Source organism: Leucobacter sp. 7(1) (genome assembly GCF_900163635.1).
Taxonomy (GTDB): Bacteria; Actinomycetota; Actinomycetes; order Actinomycetales; family Microbacteriaceae; genus Leucobacter.
Window position 1 is genome coordinate 116,782 of sequence record NZ_FUID01000066.1, and the last position, 14,998, is coordinate 131,779.

At 66.3% G+C, this 14,998-nt stretch carries 15 protein-coding genes; 10 read left to right on the forward strand and 5 right to left on the reverse strand.

The annotated features are described in order from the left end of the window. Positions 1 to 25: 25 nt before the first annotated feature. Positions 26 to 2,269 carry a DUF6049 family protein gene (locus FM113_RS12725; RefSeq protein WP_087015185.1) on the reverse strand — a complete coding sequence of 748 codons (2,244 nt, stop codon included), beginning with the start codon at positions 2,267 to 2,269 and terminating at the stop codon, positions 26 to 28. A gap of 53 nt (positions 2,270 to 2,322) precedes the next feature. On the opposite strand from FM113_RS12725, the gene FM113_RS12730 reads away from it, so the two are divergent. From FM113_RS12730 to FM113_RS12740, 3 genes are all read left to right on the forward strand, one after another. Then, complete coding sequence (locus FM113_RS12730) at positions 2,323 to 3,759, forward strand: CCA tRNA nucleotidyltransferase (RefSeq protein ID WP_087015186.1); 1,437 nt, start codon at positions 2,323 to 2,325, stop codon at positions 3,757 to 3,759. Positions 3,760 to 3,809: 50 nt separating this feature from the next. Then, a complete protein-coding gene (locus tag FM113_RS12735) occupies positions 3,810 to 4,649 on the forward strand; it encodes a PIG-L family deacetylase (protein ID WP_087015187.1) in 840 nt (279 codons plus the stop codon). A gap of 67 nt (positions 4,650 to 4,716) precedes the next feature. Further along, on the forward strand, positions 4,717 to 5,790 hold the full coding sequence (locus FM113_RS12740; protein WP_087015188.1) for an inositol-3-phosphate synthase: 1,074 nt from the start codon (positions 4,717 to 4,719) through the stop codon (positions 5,788 to 5,790). A 154-nt stretch (positions 5,791 to 5,944) separates the two neighbouring features. Here FM113_RS12740 and FM113_RS12745 read toward each other — a convergent pair whose 3' ends face one another. Continuing rightward, the gene (locus tag FM113_RS12745) at positions 5,945 to 7,123 is read right to left on the reverse strand and encodes a glycosyltransferase (protein WP_087015189.1); all 1,179 of its coding nucleotides are present in this window, start codon (positions 7,121 to 7,123) and stop codon (positions 5,945 to 5,947) included. 180 nt (positions 7,124 to 7,303) lie between these two features. On the opposite strand from FM113_RS12745, the gene rpsF reads away from it, so the two are divergent. The 7 genes from rpsF (at position 7,304) to FM113_RS12780 (ending at position 11,920) form a co-directional block, all read left to right on the forward strand. Then, a complete protein-coding gene (gene rpsF / locus FM113_RS12750) occupies positions 7,304 to 7,663 on the forward strand; it encodes a 30S ribosomal protein S6 (protein WP_087015190.1) in 360 nt (119 codons plus the stop codon). 3 nt (positions 7,664 to 7,666) lie between these two features. Next, a complete protein-coding gene (gene ssb, locus FM113_RS12755) occupies positions 7,667 to 8,209 on the forward strand; it encodes a single-stranded DNA-binding protein (protein ID WP_087015191.1) in 543 nt (180 codons plus the stop codon). Between the two features lie 110 nt (positions 8,210 to 8,319). After that, on the forward strand, positions 8,320 to 8,580 hold the full coding sequence (gene rpsR, locus FM113_RS12760) for a 30S ribosomal protein S18 (protein WP_087015192.1): 261 nt from the start codon (positions 8,320 to 8,322) through the stop codon (positions 8,578 to 8,580). 14 nt (positions 8,581 to 8,594) lie between these two features. Beyond that, the gene (rplI, locus tag FM113_RS12765) at positions 8,595 to 9,044 is read left to right on the forward strand and encodes a 50S ribosomal protein L9 (protein WP_087015193.1); all 450 of its coding nucleotides are present in this window, start codon (positions 8,595 to 8,597) and stop codon (positions 9,042 to 9,044) included. A 473-nt stretch (positions 9,045 to 9,517) separates the two neighbouring features. Further along, complete coding sequence (gene dnaB / locus FM113_RS12770; protein WP_087015194.1) at positions 9,518 to 10,894, forward strand: replicative DNA helicase; 1,377 nt, start codon at positions 9,518 to 9,520, stop codon at positions 10,892 to 10,894. Positions 10,895 to 11,002: 108 nt separating this feature from the next. Beyond that, positions 11,003 to 11,599: a hypothetical protein gene (locus tag FM113_RS12775; protein ID WP_087015195.1), complete on the forward strand. Its 597-nt coding sequence runs from the start codon at positions 11,003 to 11,005 to the stop codon at positions 11,597 to 11,599. Positions 11,600 to 11,629: 30 nt separating this feature from the next. After that, positions 11,630 to 11,920, forward strand: a complete 291-nt coding sequence (locus FM113_RS12780) for a hypothetical protein (protein WP_087015196.1) — start codon at positions 11,630 to 11,632, stop codon at positions 11,918 to 11,920. On the opposite strand, the gene FM113_RS12785 is transcribed toward FM113_RS12780, so the two are convergent. The 3 genes from FM113_RS12785 to purB form a co-directional block, all read right to left on the reverse strand. Next, positions 11,917 to 12,450: a hypothetical protein gene (locus FM113_RS12785; protein ID WP_087015197.1), complete on the reverse strand. Its 534-nt coding sequence runs from the start codon at positions 12,448 to 12,450 to the stop codon at positions 11,917 to 11,919. The genes FM113_RS12780 and FM113_RS12785 overlap by 4 nt on opposite strands. Beyond that, positions 12,440 to 13,285: an LssY C-terminal domain-containing protein gene (locus tag FM113_RS12790; protein WP_087015198.1), complete on the reverse strand. Its 846-nt coding sequence runs from the start codon at positions 13,283 to 13,285 to the stop codon at positions 12,440 to 12,442. Before FM113_RS12790 ends, FM113_RS12785 begins: the two co-directional genes overlap by 11 nt. A gap of 252 nt (positions 13,286 to 13,537) precedes the next feature. After that, complete coding sequence (purB, locus tag FM113_RS12795; protein WP_087015199.1) at positions 13,538 to 14,923, reverse strand: adenylosuccinate lyase; 1,386 nt, start codon at positions 14,921 to 14,923, stop codon at positions 13,538 to 13,540. Positions 14,924 to 14,998 lie beyond the last annotated feature (75 nt).

Here is a 14,998-nt window from a genome sequence, read left to right on the forward strand (position 1 = left end):
GGGTATAACCCATCCTAGGCGTGTGCTATTCCTGTGCGGGGGATCGGGTGCTCAGGGTTTCCGCAGGGTCCTGAAGACGGAGCGCTTCTGCGTCGGGATCGGGGACCGTGTCGTCCCCGCGCCGCTTCCGGCGGAGGCTTCGCCAGATCCCGAATCCGAGCAGCAACGCGGCAAGACCGCCCAATACCCAGAGGCCAATCGCTTCGACGGAGCTGCGAATGGAGATGGGGAGTGTTCCAGTGAACACCGTTGGTTCGCCAGACGCGGCAGCGACGCTCACAATGATCCCGGACTCGCCAGAGGAGACGCGGCTGTGCACGGGCACCAGCACGCGCTGGTTGGCTTCCGCGGGGACCGCAATGTTCTCGTATGTGCGCTCGCTGATGGAGAGCCCCGCGGAAGACGGCTCGACGCGGACCTGCACCCGGGCGTCGAACGGGAGGGCATTCTGCAGTTGCACGGGGACCCGCGTGGAGGTGCCCACAAGCTGGGTGTGCTCGGTGCTGATTGCCCGGACCCCGGTGAGAAGCTCGGCGTCGCGTTCGCGATAGGCGGCAGCGATCTCCGTGAAATCGACGCCAGGCGAGGCGAAGCGCGTGGCAAAGAGTTCCAGGAGCCGCGTCCGCTGGTATCCACTCAGATACTCAGGGTGCACAAGCACGGCGCCGAGCGCATTGACCGAGGATTCGCGTCCTGCTGAGGAACGCAGCAGCTCGCGACGATCCTCAAGCGTGTCACCGGCGCGGAGCATGGCCCGCCCCTCAGGGAGGGCCGCGATCGGGGTGGGTTGGGCCCAATCGAGTGATTCGATGAGCTGGAGCACACTTCCGGGCTCTGCGGCCGACGCGACCGCGCCGCGATCGAGGCCGAGCAGCAGACCGGGTGAGCCGTCCTGGGCCGCGACTGCAAGCTCGGCGCTGAGGTGCGCGGCACCGAGTGCGCGCTCGGCAGCTGTGTCCGCGCCGAGTGCTGCCTGAGCGGCCGCGCCAAGCGCCGCGTCGGTGACCAGTGCGCCGCCCGTCCCCAGCGTGGCTCTGGGAGCCGTCGCTCCGGTGACGTTTCCCGAGTCGAGGACTACCGTCCGGATGCCGCTGGCCTCGAGGAGATCGAGGGTTGCCTGATCAACCGCGCCTTCCGCGGGCCAGGCCACGGGCTGCGCATCGGCCCACTGCATGAGCTCACGAAGCGTAGGGAGCGTGGGGGTCGCGGGATCAGGTGACGGCGTGCTCGGGGATCCAGCCGTAGGCGTCTCGGTTGCGGGCGCTGCCGGCTCCGGCACGGCCTCCTCGGGATCTGCGGAATCCGACGGCACCGACCCTGCCGCGTCCGGATCGGTACCCGCGGGGAACTTCCCGAAGCGCGACACAAAATCGAGACTCGTTGGGGCGAGGAGCTGGGTGAAACCCAGGGCCGCCTGCGCGGCCGGGTCCGCGTCGGCGAACTGCAGCAGGAACGACGGGAGGTTGAGTGCCGACATCCGGGCCAGGAAATCCTGGGCGTGTGTTGGTGCCTCGGTACCGTATGCCCGGATCCCTGCAATGATGCGGGGATCGATCGCGAGGGTGGCATGGTGGGCGCGCGCTTCGGTCAGGAGTTGATCCCATCCCGGGGTGAGCTCGGACAGCTGCTGCCTGGTAGGGAGTGTGTGGACGTCGCTCGGGAAGACCAGAGGCACGATCATCCCAAGCGGCACCGTCGCAGGGGTGGTGCCAGATCCGCGCCACACGAGCGGAGCGCTCGCACGCAGCGGATCAGCCTCGTTCCCCTCGGTGTCGGCCTTCGGGGTGAACGAAGCCTCGACCAGGTGAGCCCCGAACGGGGCATCGGCTGCCAGGGGGATCCGATCGCGGGGCACCGAAATCGTGGTCGTCTGCTCCTCCCCCGCATCCGTCGTGCCGAATTCAGCCTCGGCAATGCGTGGACTGCCCGCGGCGAGCTCTGCCGTGATCCCTCCGCGATCCGGCACCGGAGTGATCCCGAAGCGGAGCTCGACGCGACCGCCCGGCAACGGTTCCGTGCCCGGGTTGCGCAGGAGAAGCGTGAACTCAACCTCGGTGGTGCCTGGGCGGATCACCGCGTCGGTGGGGGCCACGAGCAGTGTGGGAGGCGCCGCGTCGCTCTCGGCTTCGCCGGGCACGTCCGCTGTGTCCGTCGGGGCGTCGGCGCGTGCGGCCGGCGCATGCAGCGTCGCCGTGGTGAGGGCGCCGGCCACGAGGCCAAACGCCAACAGCGCCGCAGACAGGGCACGAAACCGGGGAGCGAGGGGCATGCGCACCAGTCTAAAGACCAGGACTGAGCCTGCGGCCCAGGTACCCTTGTGGGATGCCATCTCTTGCCGATTCCATGGACGCGTTGCGCGCAATTGCCGCTTCCGCACCCGTCGCAACCCTTGCCGAAGCATTTGCGGCCCGGGGGCACGAGTTCGCGTTGGTGGGTGGGCCTGTCCGTGATGCGCTATTGGGGCGCCGCGTCACGGATCTCGACTTCACGACCTCGGCACGGCCCGATGAGACGCGTGCAATTCTTGACGGGCTGACCTCGAACGTGTGGGACGTGGGACGGGACTTCGGCACGATCGCCGCGCGAGTGCGGGGCGAGGTTGTCGAGATCACCACGTATCGTGCGGAGATCTACCGAGAGGACTCCCGGAAGCCGGTGGTGAGTTACGGGGACACGATCGAGGGTGATCTCGTGCGTCGCGACTTCACGATCAATGCCCTCGCGCTCATGCTGCCCGAAATGCGCCTCGTGGACGTTTCGGGTGGAGTTGACGACCTGTTGGCGGGCCGGATCCACACGCCCGGCGCCCCTGAATCCTCCTTCAGCGATGACCCGCTCCGAATGCTGCGCGCAGCGCGCTTCGCAGCCCAGCTCGAGTTCGAGGTGTCCCCGGAGACGCAGGGGGCGATGGTCAGCCTCGCTGAGCGCCTTGACATCATTTCCGCCGAACGCATCCGCGACGAGCTCGTGAAGCTGCTCGGCGCCCATGATCCCGTTCCGGGGATCCGCCTGCTCGTGGATACGGGCCTCGCGGAGCGCTTCCTCCCCGAGCTGACTGCCCTGCAGACCACGCAGGACGATCACGGTCGACACAAAGATGTATACGAGCACAGCCTGACGGTGTTGCAGCAAGCGATTGAGCTTGAGACCGCCCGGCGCGCGCCCGATCAGGAGGCACCGGATCTTGTGCTGCGGCTCGCGGCGCTGCTCCACGACATCGGGAAGCCGGCCACCCGGCGCTTCGAGCGTGGCGGTGTCACGTTCCACCACCACGATATGGTCGGTGCGAAATTGGCGCGGAAGCGGCTGCGGGAGCTGCGTTTCGATAACGAGACAATCAAGCGGGTGGCGCGGCTTGTGGAGCTGCACCTGCGCTTCTTCGGGTACAGCGATCAGCCCTGGACCGACTCGGCTGTGCGCCGGTACGTGCGGGACGCGGGGGGCGAACTGGAGCAGCTCCACATCCTGACACGCGCCGACGTGACGACGCGCAACCGCCGCAAAGCGGAGCGCCTGGAACACGCGTACGACGACATCGAGCGCCGGATCGCGGAGCTTGCGGAAGCTGAGGAACTCGCGGCGGTGCGGCCCGAGCTCGACGGCGCTCAGATCATGGCAATCCTGGAGATCCCGCCGGGGCCGCTCGTGGGCCAGGCCTACCAGTTTTTGCTCGAACTGCGACTTGACGAGGGGCCAATCGGGGCGGAAATTGCTGAGGCGCGCTTGCGCGATTGGTATGTGGCGCAGGGCGACGCGTGACCCCGACAACCGAAACCCCATCGCACGATTCACACACGGAGGAATTCACCATGCAGGCATCAAACGCGAGCACCTGGTTCCGTGGCACCCCGCGCGTCATGTTTGTGCATGCCCACCCCGACGACGAGACAATCACCACGGGCGGCACACTCGCCGGACTTGCCGCAGCGGGGCAGGAGCCACTGCTCGTTACGCTCACCCGTGGCGAGCGAGGTGAGGTGGTCCCGGGACCCTTCTCCGCGCTGCAGGGTACGGAGGGACTCGCGCCCCATCGCCAGGCGGAGCTCGCGGCGGCACTGTTCATGCTGGGACTCGAGCGGCACGCCTTCCTCGGCGTCGAGCCCGCGCGATCCGAGGGTCTCTCCCCCGTGATCTATGAGGACTCGGGCATGGAATGGGGGCCGGATGGGCGCGCCGTTCCCGCCCCGAACGCCGGGCGGGACGCGCTCACGCAGGCGCCCGCTGTGGAAGCGCTGAACGATCTACTCGCCGCCGCGCATGACGCTGGCGCACAGGGCATCGTGAGCTACGACGACGGGGGCGGGTACGGACACCCCGATCACGTATTCGCCCATCGGATCGCCCGTGCGGTGGCGCACGCGCTGGGCCTCCCCTTCTGGGAAATCGTGGCCGATCCGGCTGAGCTCGTGCCGGAACCGGTCGATTCGGAGCTCCCAGCCGACGCCGACTCCCCCGGCGCCGACTCCCCCGATGCCGATCGTGTTTCCGTGCACGACGTGACCCCGTGGCTCGACCGAAAAGTCGCCGCGCTTCGGGCGCACGCAACCCAGCTCACTGTGGATGGCGACGAAATCGTGCACGTCGGCGGGCAGCGCCAGGCCATCGGCGCACAGGAGGCATTCCGGCTCCGTGAGAACCCGAGCGGGTAGCGTCGCCGATGGCGGAGTAGACTGTGTCGTCGGGCGCGCCGGCGCCAGATCTGAGGACAGAGGTGCGATGAGTGTGAAGGTGGCCCTCGCGGGCGTTGGCAACTGTGTGAGTTCGCTCGTACAGGGAGTCGAATACTATCGGGGGGCTGCCGACGACGAGCAGGTTCCCGGCCTGATGCATGTGCGGCTGGGCGGATACCACGTATCCGACCTTGAGTTTGTTGCGGCGTTTGAGGTTGACGCGGAGAAGGTGGGCCTCGATCTTGGCGCCGCCATCTGGGCTGGCCACAACAACACGATCAAGTTCTCGGACGTGCCGGAGCTCGGGGTGACCGTGCAGCGCGGTCCGACCCATGACGGTCTCGGTGAGTACTACCGTGACGCAGTCACCGAGTCCACGGCGGAACCGGTTGACGTGGCGCAGGCGCTGCGTGATTCCGGTGCTGAAGTGCTCGCGTGCTACCTGCCCGTCGGCAGTGACGACGCGGTGAAGTTCTACGCGCAGGCCGCACTTGACGCGGGCGTCGCCTTTGTCAACGCGGTCCCCGTGTTCGTGGCGAGCGACCCGGAATGGGCTGCCAAGTTCACCGAGGCGGGACTCCCCATCGTGGGCGATGACATCAAGAGCCAGGTGGGTGCCACGATCACGCACCGCGTGCTCGCCCGCCTGATGGAGAGCCGGGGTGTCGCGCTTGACCACACCTATCAGCTCAACGTCGGCGGCAACATGGACTTCAAGAACATGCTGGAGCGTAGCCGCCTGAAGTCGAAGAAGATCTCGAAGACCCAGGCCGTCACCTCGAACCTGGACGTGAACATGCACCCCGATGACGTGCACATCGGGCCGAGCGATCACGTGCCCTGGCTGGAAGACCGCAAGTTCGCGTTTGTGCGGCTCGAAGGCCGTGGCTTTGGTGATGTGCCGATGAGTATCGAGTACAAGCTCGAGGTCTGGGACTCCCCCAACTCGGCCGGAACCATGATTGACGCGATCCGGATGGCAAAGGTCGCGAAGGATCGCGGTCTCGGCGGTCCGGTCGAGGCGGCTTCGGCATACTTCATGAAGTCGCCGCCCGTGCAGAAGCCGGATCACGCGGCGCGCGAGGAACTCGAGGCCTTCCTCGAGGGGCCCACGGCGTAACGTCCCTGCATCCTCCGCTTCTCCGGCTCACAACACCGGAGGAGCTACACGAAAACCTCGGCCCTCATCCTTGATGCGGTCCGAGGTTTTCGTCGATCTCCGTGGCGATGGTGGCTGTGTCGCAGTTGAGGGTGACGCGTGTCGCCGACACGCCTCAGCCCAGCGTGTCGTAGATCTCCAGCAGGTGCTGCGCGTGCGCGTCCCAGTTGTGAGCGAGCGCAAATGACCGGGCCACTCGGCCCAGCGTTGCGCGGTGCGCGGGATCCTGCAGCACTCCCGCGATCGCATCAGCCCAGACCTCGGGCTCACGCCCGGCAACCCGCAGCTCCGCGGTCGGCGGGGACGCCTCTAGGAGCCCCGTGTGGGCGGCGACGACGGCGGGCACCCCGCTCGCGGCGGCCTCGAGCGCGACGAGCCCGAATGACTCTGAGTGTGAGGGCACCACGACCACGCTGCTTTCGGCGAGCAGCCGGGCAGCGGCGATCCGGTCCTGGGCGGGGAGAAAGCGAACGCGATCGGCGATACCGCCACGTTGCGCGAGGCTGCGCAGCGAGGCCGCGTAGTCTTCGGCGCCGGGGGTGGGCTCCCCCGCAATGATGAGCTCACACCGTGCCCACAGCGCGGGATCACGTTCCGCCAGAGCGATCGCGGCGCGCACGGCGAGATCCTGTCCCTTGAGCGGCTGGACGCGGCCGAGCACGGTGATGCGCAGCGGGGCAGCTGCCGGTGCGGGCGCCGCCCGGGGATAAAAGAGCTCGGTATCGACTCCCGGGTGCACGATGGCGGCCGGCCGGGTCGGCGGGCCGTAGCCCTCGGTGATCCCCGCGAGCTCGCTCCGGCTGCACGCGATGATCTGGGCCCGGCTGGTGAGGGCGCGCTCCCCCGCGAGTCGCAGCACGGGCTCGGGACGATCGCCCGGAGCCAAGCGCGCGTTCTTTTGCGCGGCGACCGTGTGGAAGGTCACCGCGGGCGTGATCCGGCTCTGCTGCGCGAGCGGGAGCGCCGCGAGACCGCTGAGCCAGTAGTGTGCGTGCACCGCGTCGAACGGGCCGTGCGCAGCTAGCTGGGTGGCAAACTCCGGCACGAGCCCGGGCAGGAGGTCCTTGCGGAGCTTGGGATCCCCCACCGAGAGGGCGGTCAGCCGGACGCCAGCATCGAGCTCACTTGTTCCGGCAGGAAGATCAGAAGTCGCACGAGTAAAGGCTGTCACCTCGTGCCCCGCACGTACGAGGGCGCGTGCGGCGGCACCCATGACAACGTTCATGCCGCCAGCATCGCCGCTCCCCGGGACCGCGACGGGTGAGGTGTGGAGTGAAACGAGGGCGATCCGCATACGCTCAGCCTACGGCGGCGTGGATCCTCGGACCGCGGCCCCATCGGACCAGCGGAGATGATAAGCTGTTCAGGTTGTCTGTGCGTGGCGTACTCTTCGCGACGCGCGGGCACGATGCACAAACACCCTCCTGCCACAGAAATCCTGTGGCCGTGAAGTCCGAAGGAGGTGGGTCAGTACATGCATCCGTACGAACTCATGGTGATCCTCGATCCGGGTATCGACGAGCGCACCGTGGCTCCCAGCATGGAGAAGTTCCTTGGCGTCATCCGCAATGCGGGCGGCGAGATCGAGAACGTCGACATCTGGGGCAAGCGTCGCCTCGCCTACGAGATCAACAAGCAGGCCGAAGGTATCTACGTTGTGGTGAACTTCACCGCGTCGCACGAGGCCACGGCAGAGCTCGATCGTCAGCTCGGCCTGTCCGAGGCAGTGCTCCGCACCAAGGTGCTGCGCTCTGACGAGCTCATCGCCCAGCGCGCAGCGCAGGCGAAGCACGAGCAGGCAAAGGCTGCTCGCGCAGCGAAGGTGGGCGCGTAGCTCATGGCCGGCGAGCCGCTGATCACTGTCGTCGGTAACCTTGTTGCCGACCCCGAGCCTCGCGTGAGCCAGGCCGGTAAGTCGTGGGTGACGTTCCGTATCGCCTCGACCCCGCGCGTGCGTGACCGCCAGTCGGGTGACTGGTCGGACGGCGAACCGCTGTGGCTCGGTTGCCGCGCGTACGGTGAGTACGCCGACAACATCGCCGCGTCGTTGACGAAGGGCTCGCGCGTGATCGTGCAGGGCCGGTTGACCCAGCGCAGCTACACCGACAACCAGGGGCAGCAGCGGACCTCTCTCGACCTCGAGGTCGAAGAGATTGGCCCGTCGCTTCGCTTCGCGACAACCCAGATTTCTCGGGGACAGTCGCGCGGACAGGTTGGCGGTTTTGGCGGCGGCAGCGGTCAGCCCGCAGGGCAGAGCAGCTGGGGTCAGCCCGCAGCGCCTCAGCCGCAGCAGTCGCAGGACACTCCCTGGGGCGGCCAGCCGCAGCAGGGCGGTGCCGGTGACTTCGGCGGTGGCTTCGACGACGAGCAGCCTTTCTAGGCAGCTTCACTGTCGTGTAGCGCGGCAGGCACCCTCCCGTCCACTCAGACGGCGAGCATCAACTTTTTGTTTCGAGCGTGCTTGAGACATCACCAGAAAAGAGACCAACTATGGCAGGCAAGTCCAGCGGCGCAGCCCGCAAGCCGGGTCGCGGCAAGAACGCAAAGGTCGTCGCACCCGCCAAGAAGCAGACCGTCGGCGTCATTGACTACAAGGACGTCGCAACGCTTCGCAAGTTCATTTCCGAGCGTGGGAAGATCCGCGCGCGTCGGATCACCGGCGTTTCCGTGCAGGAGCAGCGACTGATCGCGAAGGCCGTGAAGAACGCCCGCGAGATGGCACTCCTCCCCTACGCCGGCTCTGGCCGCTAAGGAGAACGAGAATCATGGCGAAGGTAATTCTCACGAACGAGGTCCAGGGCCTCGGTTCCGCCGGCGACGTCGTTGACGTCAAGACCGGTTACGCACGCAACTACCTCGTGCCCCAGGGCTACGGGGTGCACTGGACCCGCGGTGGCGAGGCTCAGGTTGCTCAGCTCCGTGCCGCTCGCGACGCTCGTGCGCTCGCTTCGGTTGAGGACGCTCAGGCGCTCAAGGCCAAGCTCCAGGAGGGCAAGATCCGCCTCCAGGCGAAGACCGGCACCGGTGGCCGTCTCTTCGGTTCGGTGAAGCCGGCCGCTGTTGCTGCCGCAATCGCTGACGGTGGCCTCGGCCAGGTTGACAAGCGCAAGATCACGCTCCCCAGCATCAAGTCCACGGGTGAGTACAAGGCGACGGTGCACCTCCACGAGGGTGTCGACGCAGTGGTGACCCTCCAGGTCATCTCGCAGCGCTAAGTCTGCTGCGCCCTGAACGGCGGGGTGGTGATTCTCGGATCACCGCCCCGCCGTTTTGTCGTGTGTAGGGCGAATTCGAGAGCATCACAGGGATGAACCGGGCGTGTCGGGGCGGCATCGCGGGCGTGTCGGATCTCGCTTGACAGCGCACCTAGCGCACGCTAGTTCTCCACACGCCGCGACGCGCCGCCGTCTTCAATGTGACGTTGAGAGTTGAATAACTTTCCCCCTGTGGAAAGTCTAAAGACCTGATCAGAGCTTTGATTTGAATCATTAGTGCACAACTATCCACACGTTGTCCCCAGAGGTGTGGATAACATGTGGGGAAAATGGGCCGGTTATCCACCAAGTTATCCACAGGTAGAATTGTGTGAGGCTTGAGCCCGCACCCGGGTGCCCGTAGCGTGAATGTCCGGGGTCGGGTGTCTGATGGAAGAGCCGCCGTTCCCAAGGCATCGAAAAGGAGTGATCGAGTGTCGATCGCACACCTGGGTATCCCAGATTCCGCCGCGGAGGAGTACCCCCGCGGTCACGAACGCACCCCGCCCTACGACCTGCTCGCTGAGCAGAGTGCGCTGGGCGGCATGCTGCTGTCCAAGGACGCGGTCGCGGATGTGACCGGTCTCCTCGCAGGAGGAGACTTTTACGTTCCGAAGCATGAGGTGATCTACGAGGCGGTCCTCTCGCTCTACTCTCGAGGCGAGCCGACCGATGTCATCACGGTGACGGATGAACTCACTAAGAGTGGCGAACTCCAGCGCGCGGGTGGTGCCGAGTACCTGCACACGGTGACGAGTATCGTCCCGACCGCCGCCAACGCCAGCTTCTACGCCGAGATCGTCGCGGAAAAGGCCCTCCTACGCCGACTCGTCGAAGCCGGGACGCGAATCGTCCAGATGGGGTACGCAGGCGAGGGCGAGGCGATCGACCTCGTGAACGTTGCGCAGTCCGAGATTTATGGCGTGACGGGCGAAAGCCAGGGCGAGGACTACGTGCCTCTGCACCTCGCGGTGGATGCGGCACTCGAAGAGATCAACAAAGCCAATAGCGCCACGGGCGGCATGCTCGGAGTCCCCACGGGGTTCAGCGAGCTCGACGCAATGACGAACGGTTTCGCGGGCGGCCAGATGATCATCATCGCAGCCCGACCGGCTATGGGTAAGTCCACGCTGGCGATGGACGTAGCACGCAACGCGTCGGTGCACGCGAATGCGCCCACAGTCTTCTTCTCGCTTGAAATGGGGCGTGCGGAGATCGCCATGCGTCTCCTTGCGGCAGAGGCGAGCATCCCAATGCAAACGCTCCGTAAGGGATCGCTCGACAACCGGGACTTCCAGAAACTTGCAGCGACACAGGCGCGTGTCGCTGAGGCCCCGCTGTTCATTGACGACAGCCCAAACCTGACGCTCGTTGAGATTCGAGCCAAGTGCCGCCGCCTGAAGCAGCAGCACGGGCTCCGAATGGTTGTTATTGACTATCTGCAGCTGCTCTCCAGCGGAAAGAAGTCAGAGAGCCGTCAGCAGGAGGTTTCGGAGTTCTCGCGTGCCCTGAAGCTGCTCTCGAAAGAGCTCGACGTCCCGGTAATCGCACTGTCACAGCTCAACCGTGCCTCGGAACAGCGCGCGGACAAGATGCCCGCGATTAGTGACCTGCGTGAATCGGGCTCGCTGGAGCAAGACGCCGACATGGTCATCCTGCTGCACCGTGAAGCCGTAGGAGACCGTGACAGCCCGCGCGCGGGTGAGGCAGACTTCATCCTTGCGAAGCAGCGTAACGGCCCCACGGGGACAGTGACCGTCGCGTTCCAGGGCCATTACTCCCGCTTCCAGGACATGCCCAGCGGGATCTAGCAATTCTTGCGGTCACTGGAGAGATTGCGGCGTTCTCGGAGCCAGGACCCTGAGAGAGGACTCTCGGTCGCGGGCGGTACACTACAGAGGAACATGGAAAGGGGAGGCATGTCCGCTGCGGTATCGACATCAGCGCGATCCACGACCACTCAGCCTCCGATCTCGCGCACTGTGCGCCTGATCCGAGTCGCGGTCTTGATCATTGCGGGCATGGTGATCGCGTTTTCCGCGACCCTGCACGAGCACCTTTCCTTCGACGTCGGAGTGACCACGGCAGCGCTCGGTGCCATCGGCGTTGCGCACCTCATTGAGTGGCTCGCGGCCCCCACAGCGCACCGCACCGCGGTTCCGCTCATGCTCGGGATCATCTCGGTGCTCGCGGGCGTCATTCTCCCGTTCTTCACGGGCTCCGTTCTCGTGTTTGCCTGCGTGATTGCCGGCTGGGCGCTGATCAGCGCGTTGCTGGAGTTCCTCGGGTCCGCAGTGCGGCCCGGTTCCCGCCAGGACGCCACCCTCGTTGGTGCTGCCGGCGTGCTGCTGGCGCTCTGTGTACTGCTGGTGCGCGAAGACCAGGTTGCCGTGCTCGGGTTCTTTGGCGCGTACGCGATCCTCGTTGGCGTCTTCCTAGGAATTTCCGCGTTTGATACGCGCCGCGTCACCGAGACCACCGGTGACGAAGCGGGCACCGCGCCCGCCGCCCGGTAACCCACTCACACGTCTGACCGAAAGCACCCGATGACTCAGTCTTCCGAGCCCACTCCGCAGGAACCCGTGAACCCGAGCCGCCGCGACCGACTGCGGCCGCTGGAGTTGCTGGTGTTCGCCACGGTGCTGGGCGTGTTCGCCGGCTTGATCGTGCTGCTCACCACCCGTGACTGGCTCCTGGCCCTCATCTTTCTCGGCATCGGCTTCATCGTGTCGGTGCTGATGGTGGCACTCGTCGGATTGGGCGGCAAGCCGAGCGCCGAAGATGAGGCTGCCCGGAAAGACCTGCAGCAGCCGGACAACGGCAAGAACTGGCACTAACCCCCTGCGGGCGGTAGCGGCTCGAGTTTCGCCCAGCGGCGGGATTTGCCTCGTGTCCACGCGCGCGCTGGGCGGCTTGACAGCGCGAGCAGGAGCAGAATGTCGAGCGCCAGCGTGAGTAGCGTGGCGCGCACCGTGATGCCGTCGTCGCCCGCGAAGTAGGCGATTGCGGCGCTGGTGATGCTGAGCGCGGTCCAGGCCTGCACCATCATGCGTGCGGTGTTGCTGCCGCGCCACAGGCCGATACCAAACACCAGGAGTACCAGTGTCCACAGGCCCACGGCGCCGAGGATGATTCCGAGCACGACCTGAGAGGTTTCGGCGTCAAGATCGAACTCTGTGCGCAGTGCCGGCCATTGCCGGAGGAAGCCAAGCATCCAGAGCGGACCGCCCAGTGCGCGCAACGCCAGCAGTACGGTGCCGCCCACGAGGGCCCCGGGTCGCTTCCCGGAGCGCACGACCTCGGGCTCGGGCGGGAGCAGATCTTCCGCGGCCTCAAGAACGCCGCGCTTGCGCGAATCATGCGGCATGGTGTGGCTCCCCTCCTGGCAAGATCAAGATCGGCAGGTCACCGTCGGTGCGGATGCTGTCGCCGCCGCCGTTGCGAGAGTGGTACCCAGTTGAAAAGTCGTGCAGGATCGCGAGATCCACATCCGGATTCCCCGCACGCACCGTCGCGATGACATGATCACGCTCGATGTCCGTGTCCGCGTCGATCCGGTGCGTGATCTGGAGCGTGAAGAGCGAGAACCCCACCGCGCGGTCAAAGGTGCCCGCCGCCAACCAATCCACGCGGGTACCGCCGGGGAGGAGCCACCCGTCGGGAGTCTTCCAGAATCGGATGTGGTGTCGCTTCGCGGGATTGCCCTCGACCTCCTGCTGATAGGCGAAATCATGCGGCCGGGAGAACAAGAAGAGTGGGCTGACCGGTGCCTGATCGTAACTGCGCCGCGTCAGTGTGGAGGCGATAATGCCCCAGGACGAACGAAGGGTGATGGGGTCGGCGCGCACCCAGTGCGCCCGCTCCATCGCGGCGTGCAGTTGGGCTTCAGGGCCACGGAGGGCGAGATTGATGGGATCGCCCAGCAGGCCGTCGCTCGTTCGGGTGCGGCCGATGAAGTAGTCGGGCACATAGATCTTCGTCAGAATGCGGTGAAGCCGGGGGAGGACGAGGTAGGCGAGGAGCACCCAGAAGGCGATAAGGAACAGCACGCTGAACCAGGTGAACTGTAGTGTCTCCGTGAGGAGGAGCCACGCCAACCAGATTGCCGCGAGGCCGGCATAGATGAAAAAGAACTGATCAAACAGCGCGGAAATCGGCACCCGTCGACGCCGCTCAGGGCGGGGCTTCGGTGCGGCACTCATTCTCACATCGTAGCGAACGGCTTGGCCGGGATTCAGTCCTCCGCATCCTCCGGATTGTCCGGATCGATCCGAGCGGTCTCGGCTCTCGCCACGATTCACCGGGCTGTAGCCGGCAGTTCCTCAGTGGGGTCAAGGCGGTTTTTCGTGAGGCGAATCTCTTCCCGGGCACGGACTGCCCGTGATCAGAAGAAGAAACGCCGGAGGGCTCGAGGCGGTGCCCCGAGCCCTCCGGCGTTTCCGCGCGGGCGACGCCTAGCGCGTCAGGAAGTCGAGCAGTCGCGTCGCGTCACCAATGTAGGTGGCGGGCGTGAGTGCAAGCAGGCGCTGCTTCGCGGCCTCACCGATCTCGAGTCCGGAAACGAACTCGACGAGCTCGGCCTGGCCGATCCGGCGGCCTCGCGTCAGCTCCTTGAGTGCTGCGTAGGGATCCGAGATCGTGGAGCGGCCGGCGGTGACCTCTGCGCGGATTACCGTCTGGATGGCTTCTCCGAGCACTTCCCAGTTCGCGTCGAGATCCGCCGCGAGCGCCTCGGGGGCAGCGTCGATCTGGCCGAGCCCCTTCAGGATGTTGTCGAGCGCGAGCACCGAGTGGCCGAGTGCCACGCCGATGTTGCGCTGCGCCGAGGAGTCCGTGAGGTCGCGCTGCCAGCGGCTCGTGACGAGGGTGGCTGCGAGTGAGTCGAGCAGTGCGTTCGAGAGCTCGAGGTTTGCCTCGGCGTTCTCGAAGCGGATCGGGTTGACCTTGTGCGGCATTGTCGAGGAGCCGGTGGCGCCCGCGACGGGGATCTGACGGAAGTAGCCGATGGAGATGTAGCTCCAGATGTCGGTCGCCAGGTTGTGCAGGATGCGGTTGGCGTGAGCGATGCGCGTGTACAGCTCTGCCTGCCAGTCGTGCGACTCGATCTGCGTGGTCAGCGGGTTCCAGTCGAGGCCCAGGCCCTCGACGAACTCCTGCGACACCTGCGCCCAGTCGGTGTCCGGGTCGGCGGCCAGGTGTGCGGCGAAGGTGCCGGTGGCACCGGAGAACTTGCCCAGGTATTCGATGTCGTCGATCTGGTTGAGCTGGCGCTCCAGGCGGTACACGAACACGGCGATTTCCTTGCCGAGCGTGGTCGGTGTCGCCGGCTGGCCGTGCGTGCGGCTCATCATGGGCAGCTCGCGGTACTCTTCGGCCTGCCGGGCAAGCTCGGCGATGACGGCCTCGAAGCGGGGGCGCCACACGTCGGCGACCGCCTGCTTTACGGTGAGCGCGTAGGACAGGTTGTTGATGTCCTCGCTGGTGCAGCACACGTGGGTGAGCTCGGAGAGGTGCGAGAGGCCCTGCGTTTCGAGGCGGGCACGAACGAGGTACTCGACGGCCTTCACGTCGTGCTGCGTGGTCTTCTCTGTCTCGGCGAGCTCGTCGATTTCCGCCTGGCCGAAGTCGGCGGCCCAAGCGCGCAGCGCAGCGAGCTGTTCCGGGGCGATCGGGGTGCCGCCGAGCAGGGAGTGCTCGGTGAGATAGGCGAGCCATTCGACCTCGACGTGTACGCGGGCCTTGTTCAGGCCGGCCTCCGAGAGCGTGTCGCCCAGGGGCGCGACGGCGGCGCGGTAGCGGCCGTCCAGGGGGCTAATGGGCTGCGGGGGCAGGGGCGTCATGGCATCTCCGTGCGTGTCGGGGCGAGCGGCTTCGGCGTGGCGCTGCCGCCGGCACAGAAACGTGGGCGCGCGCGA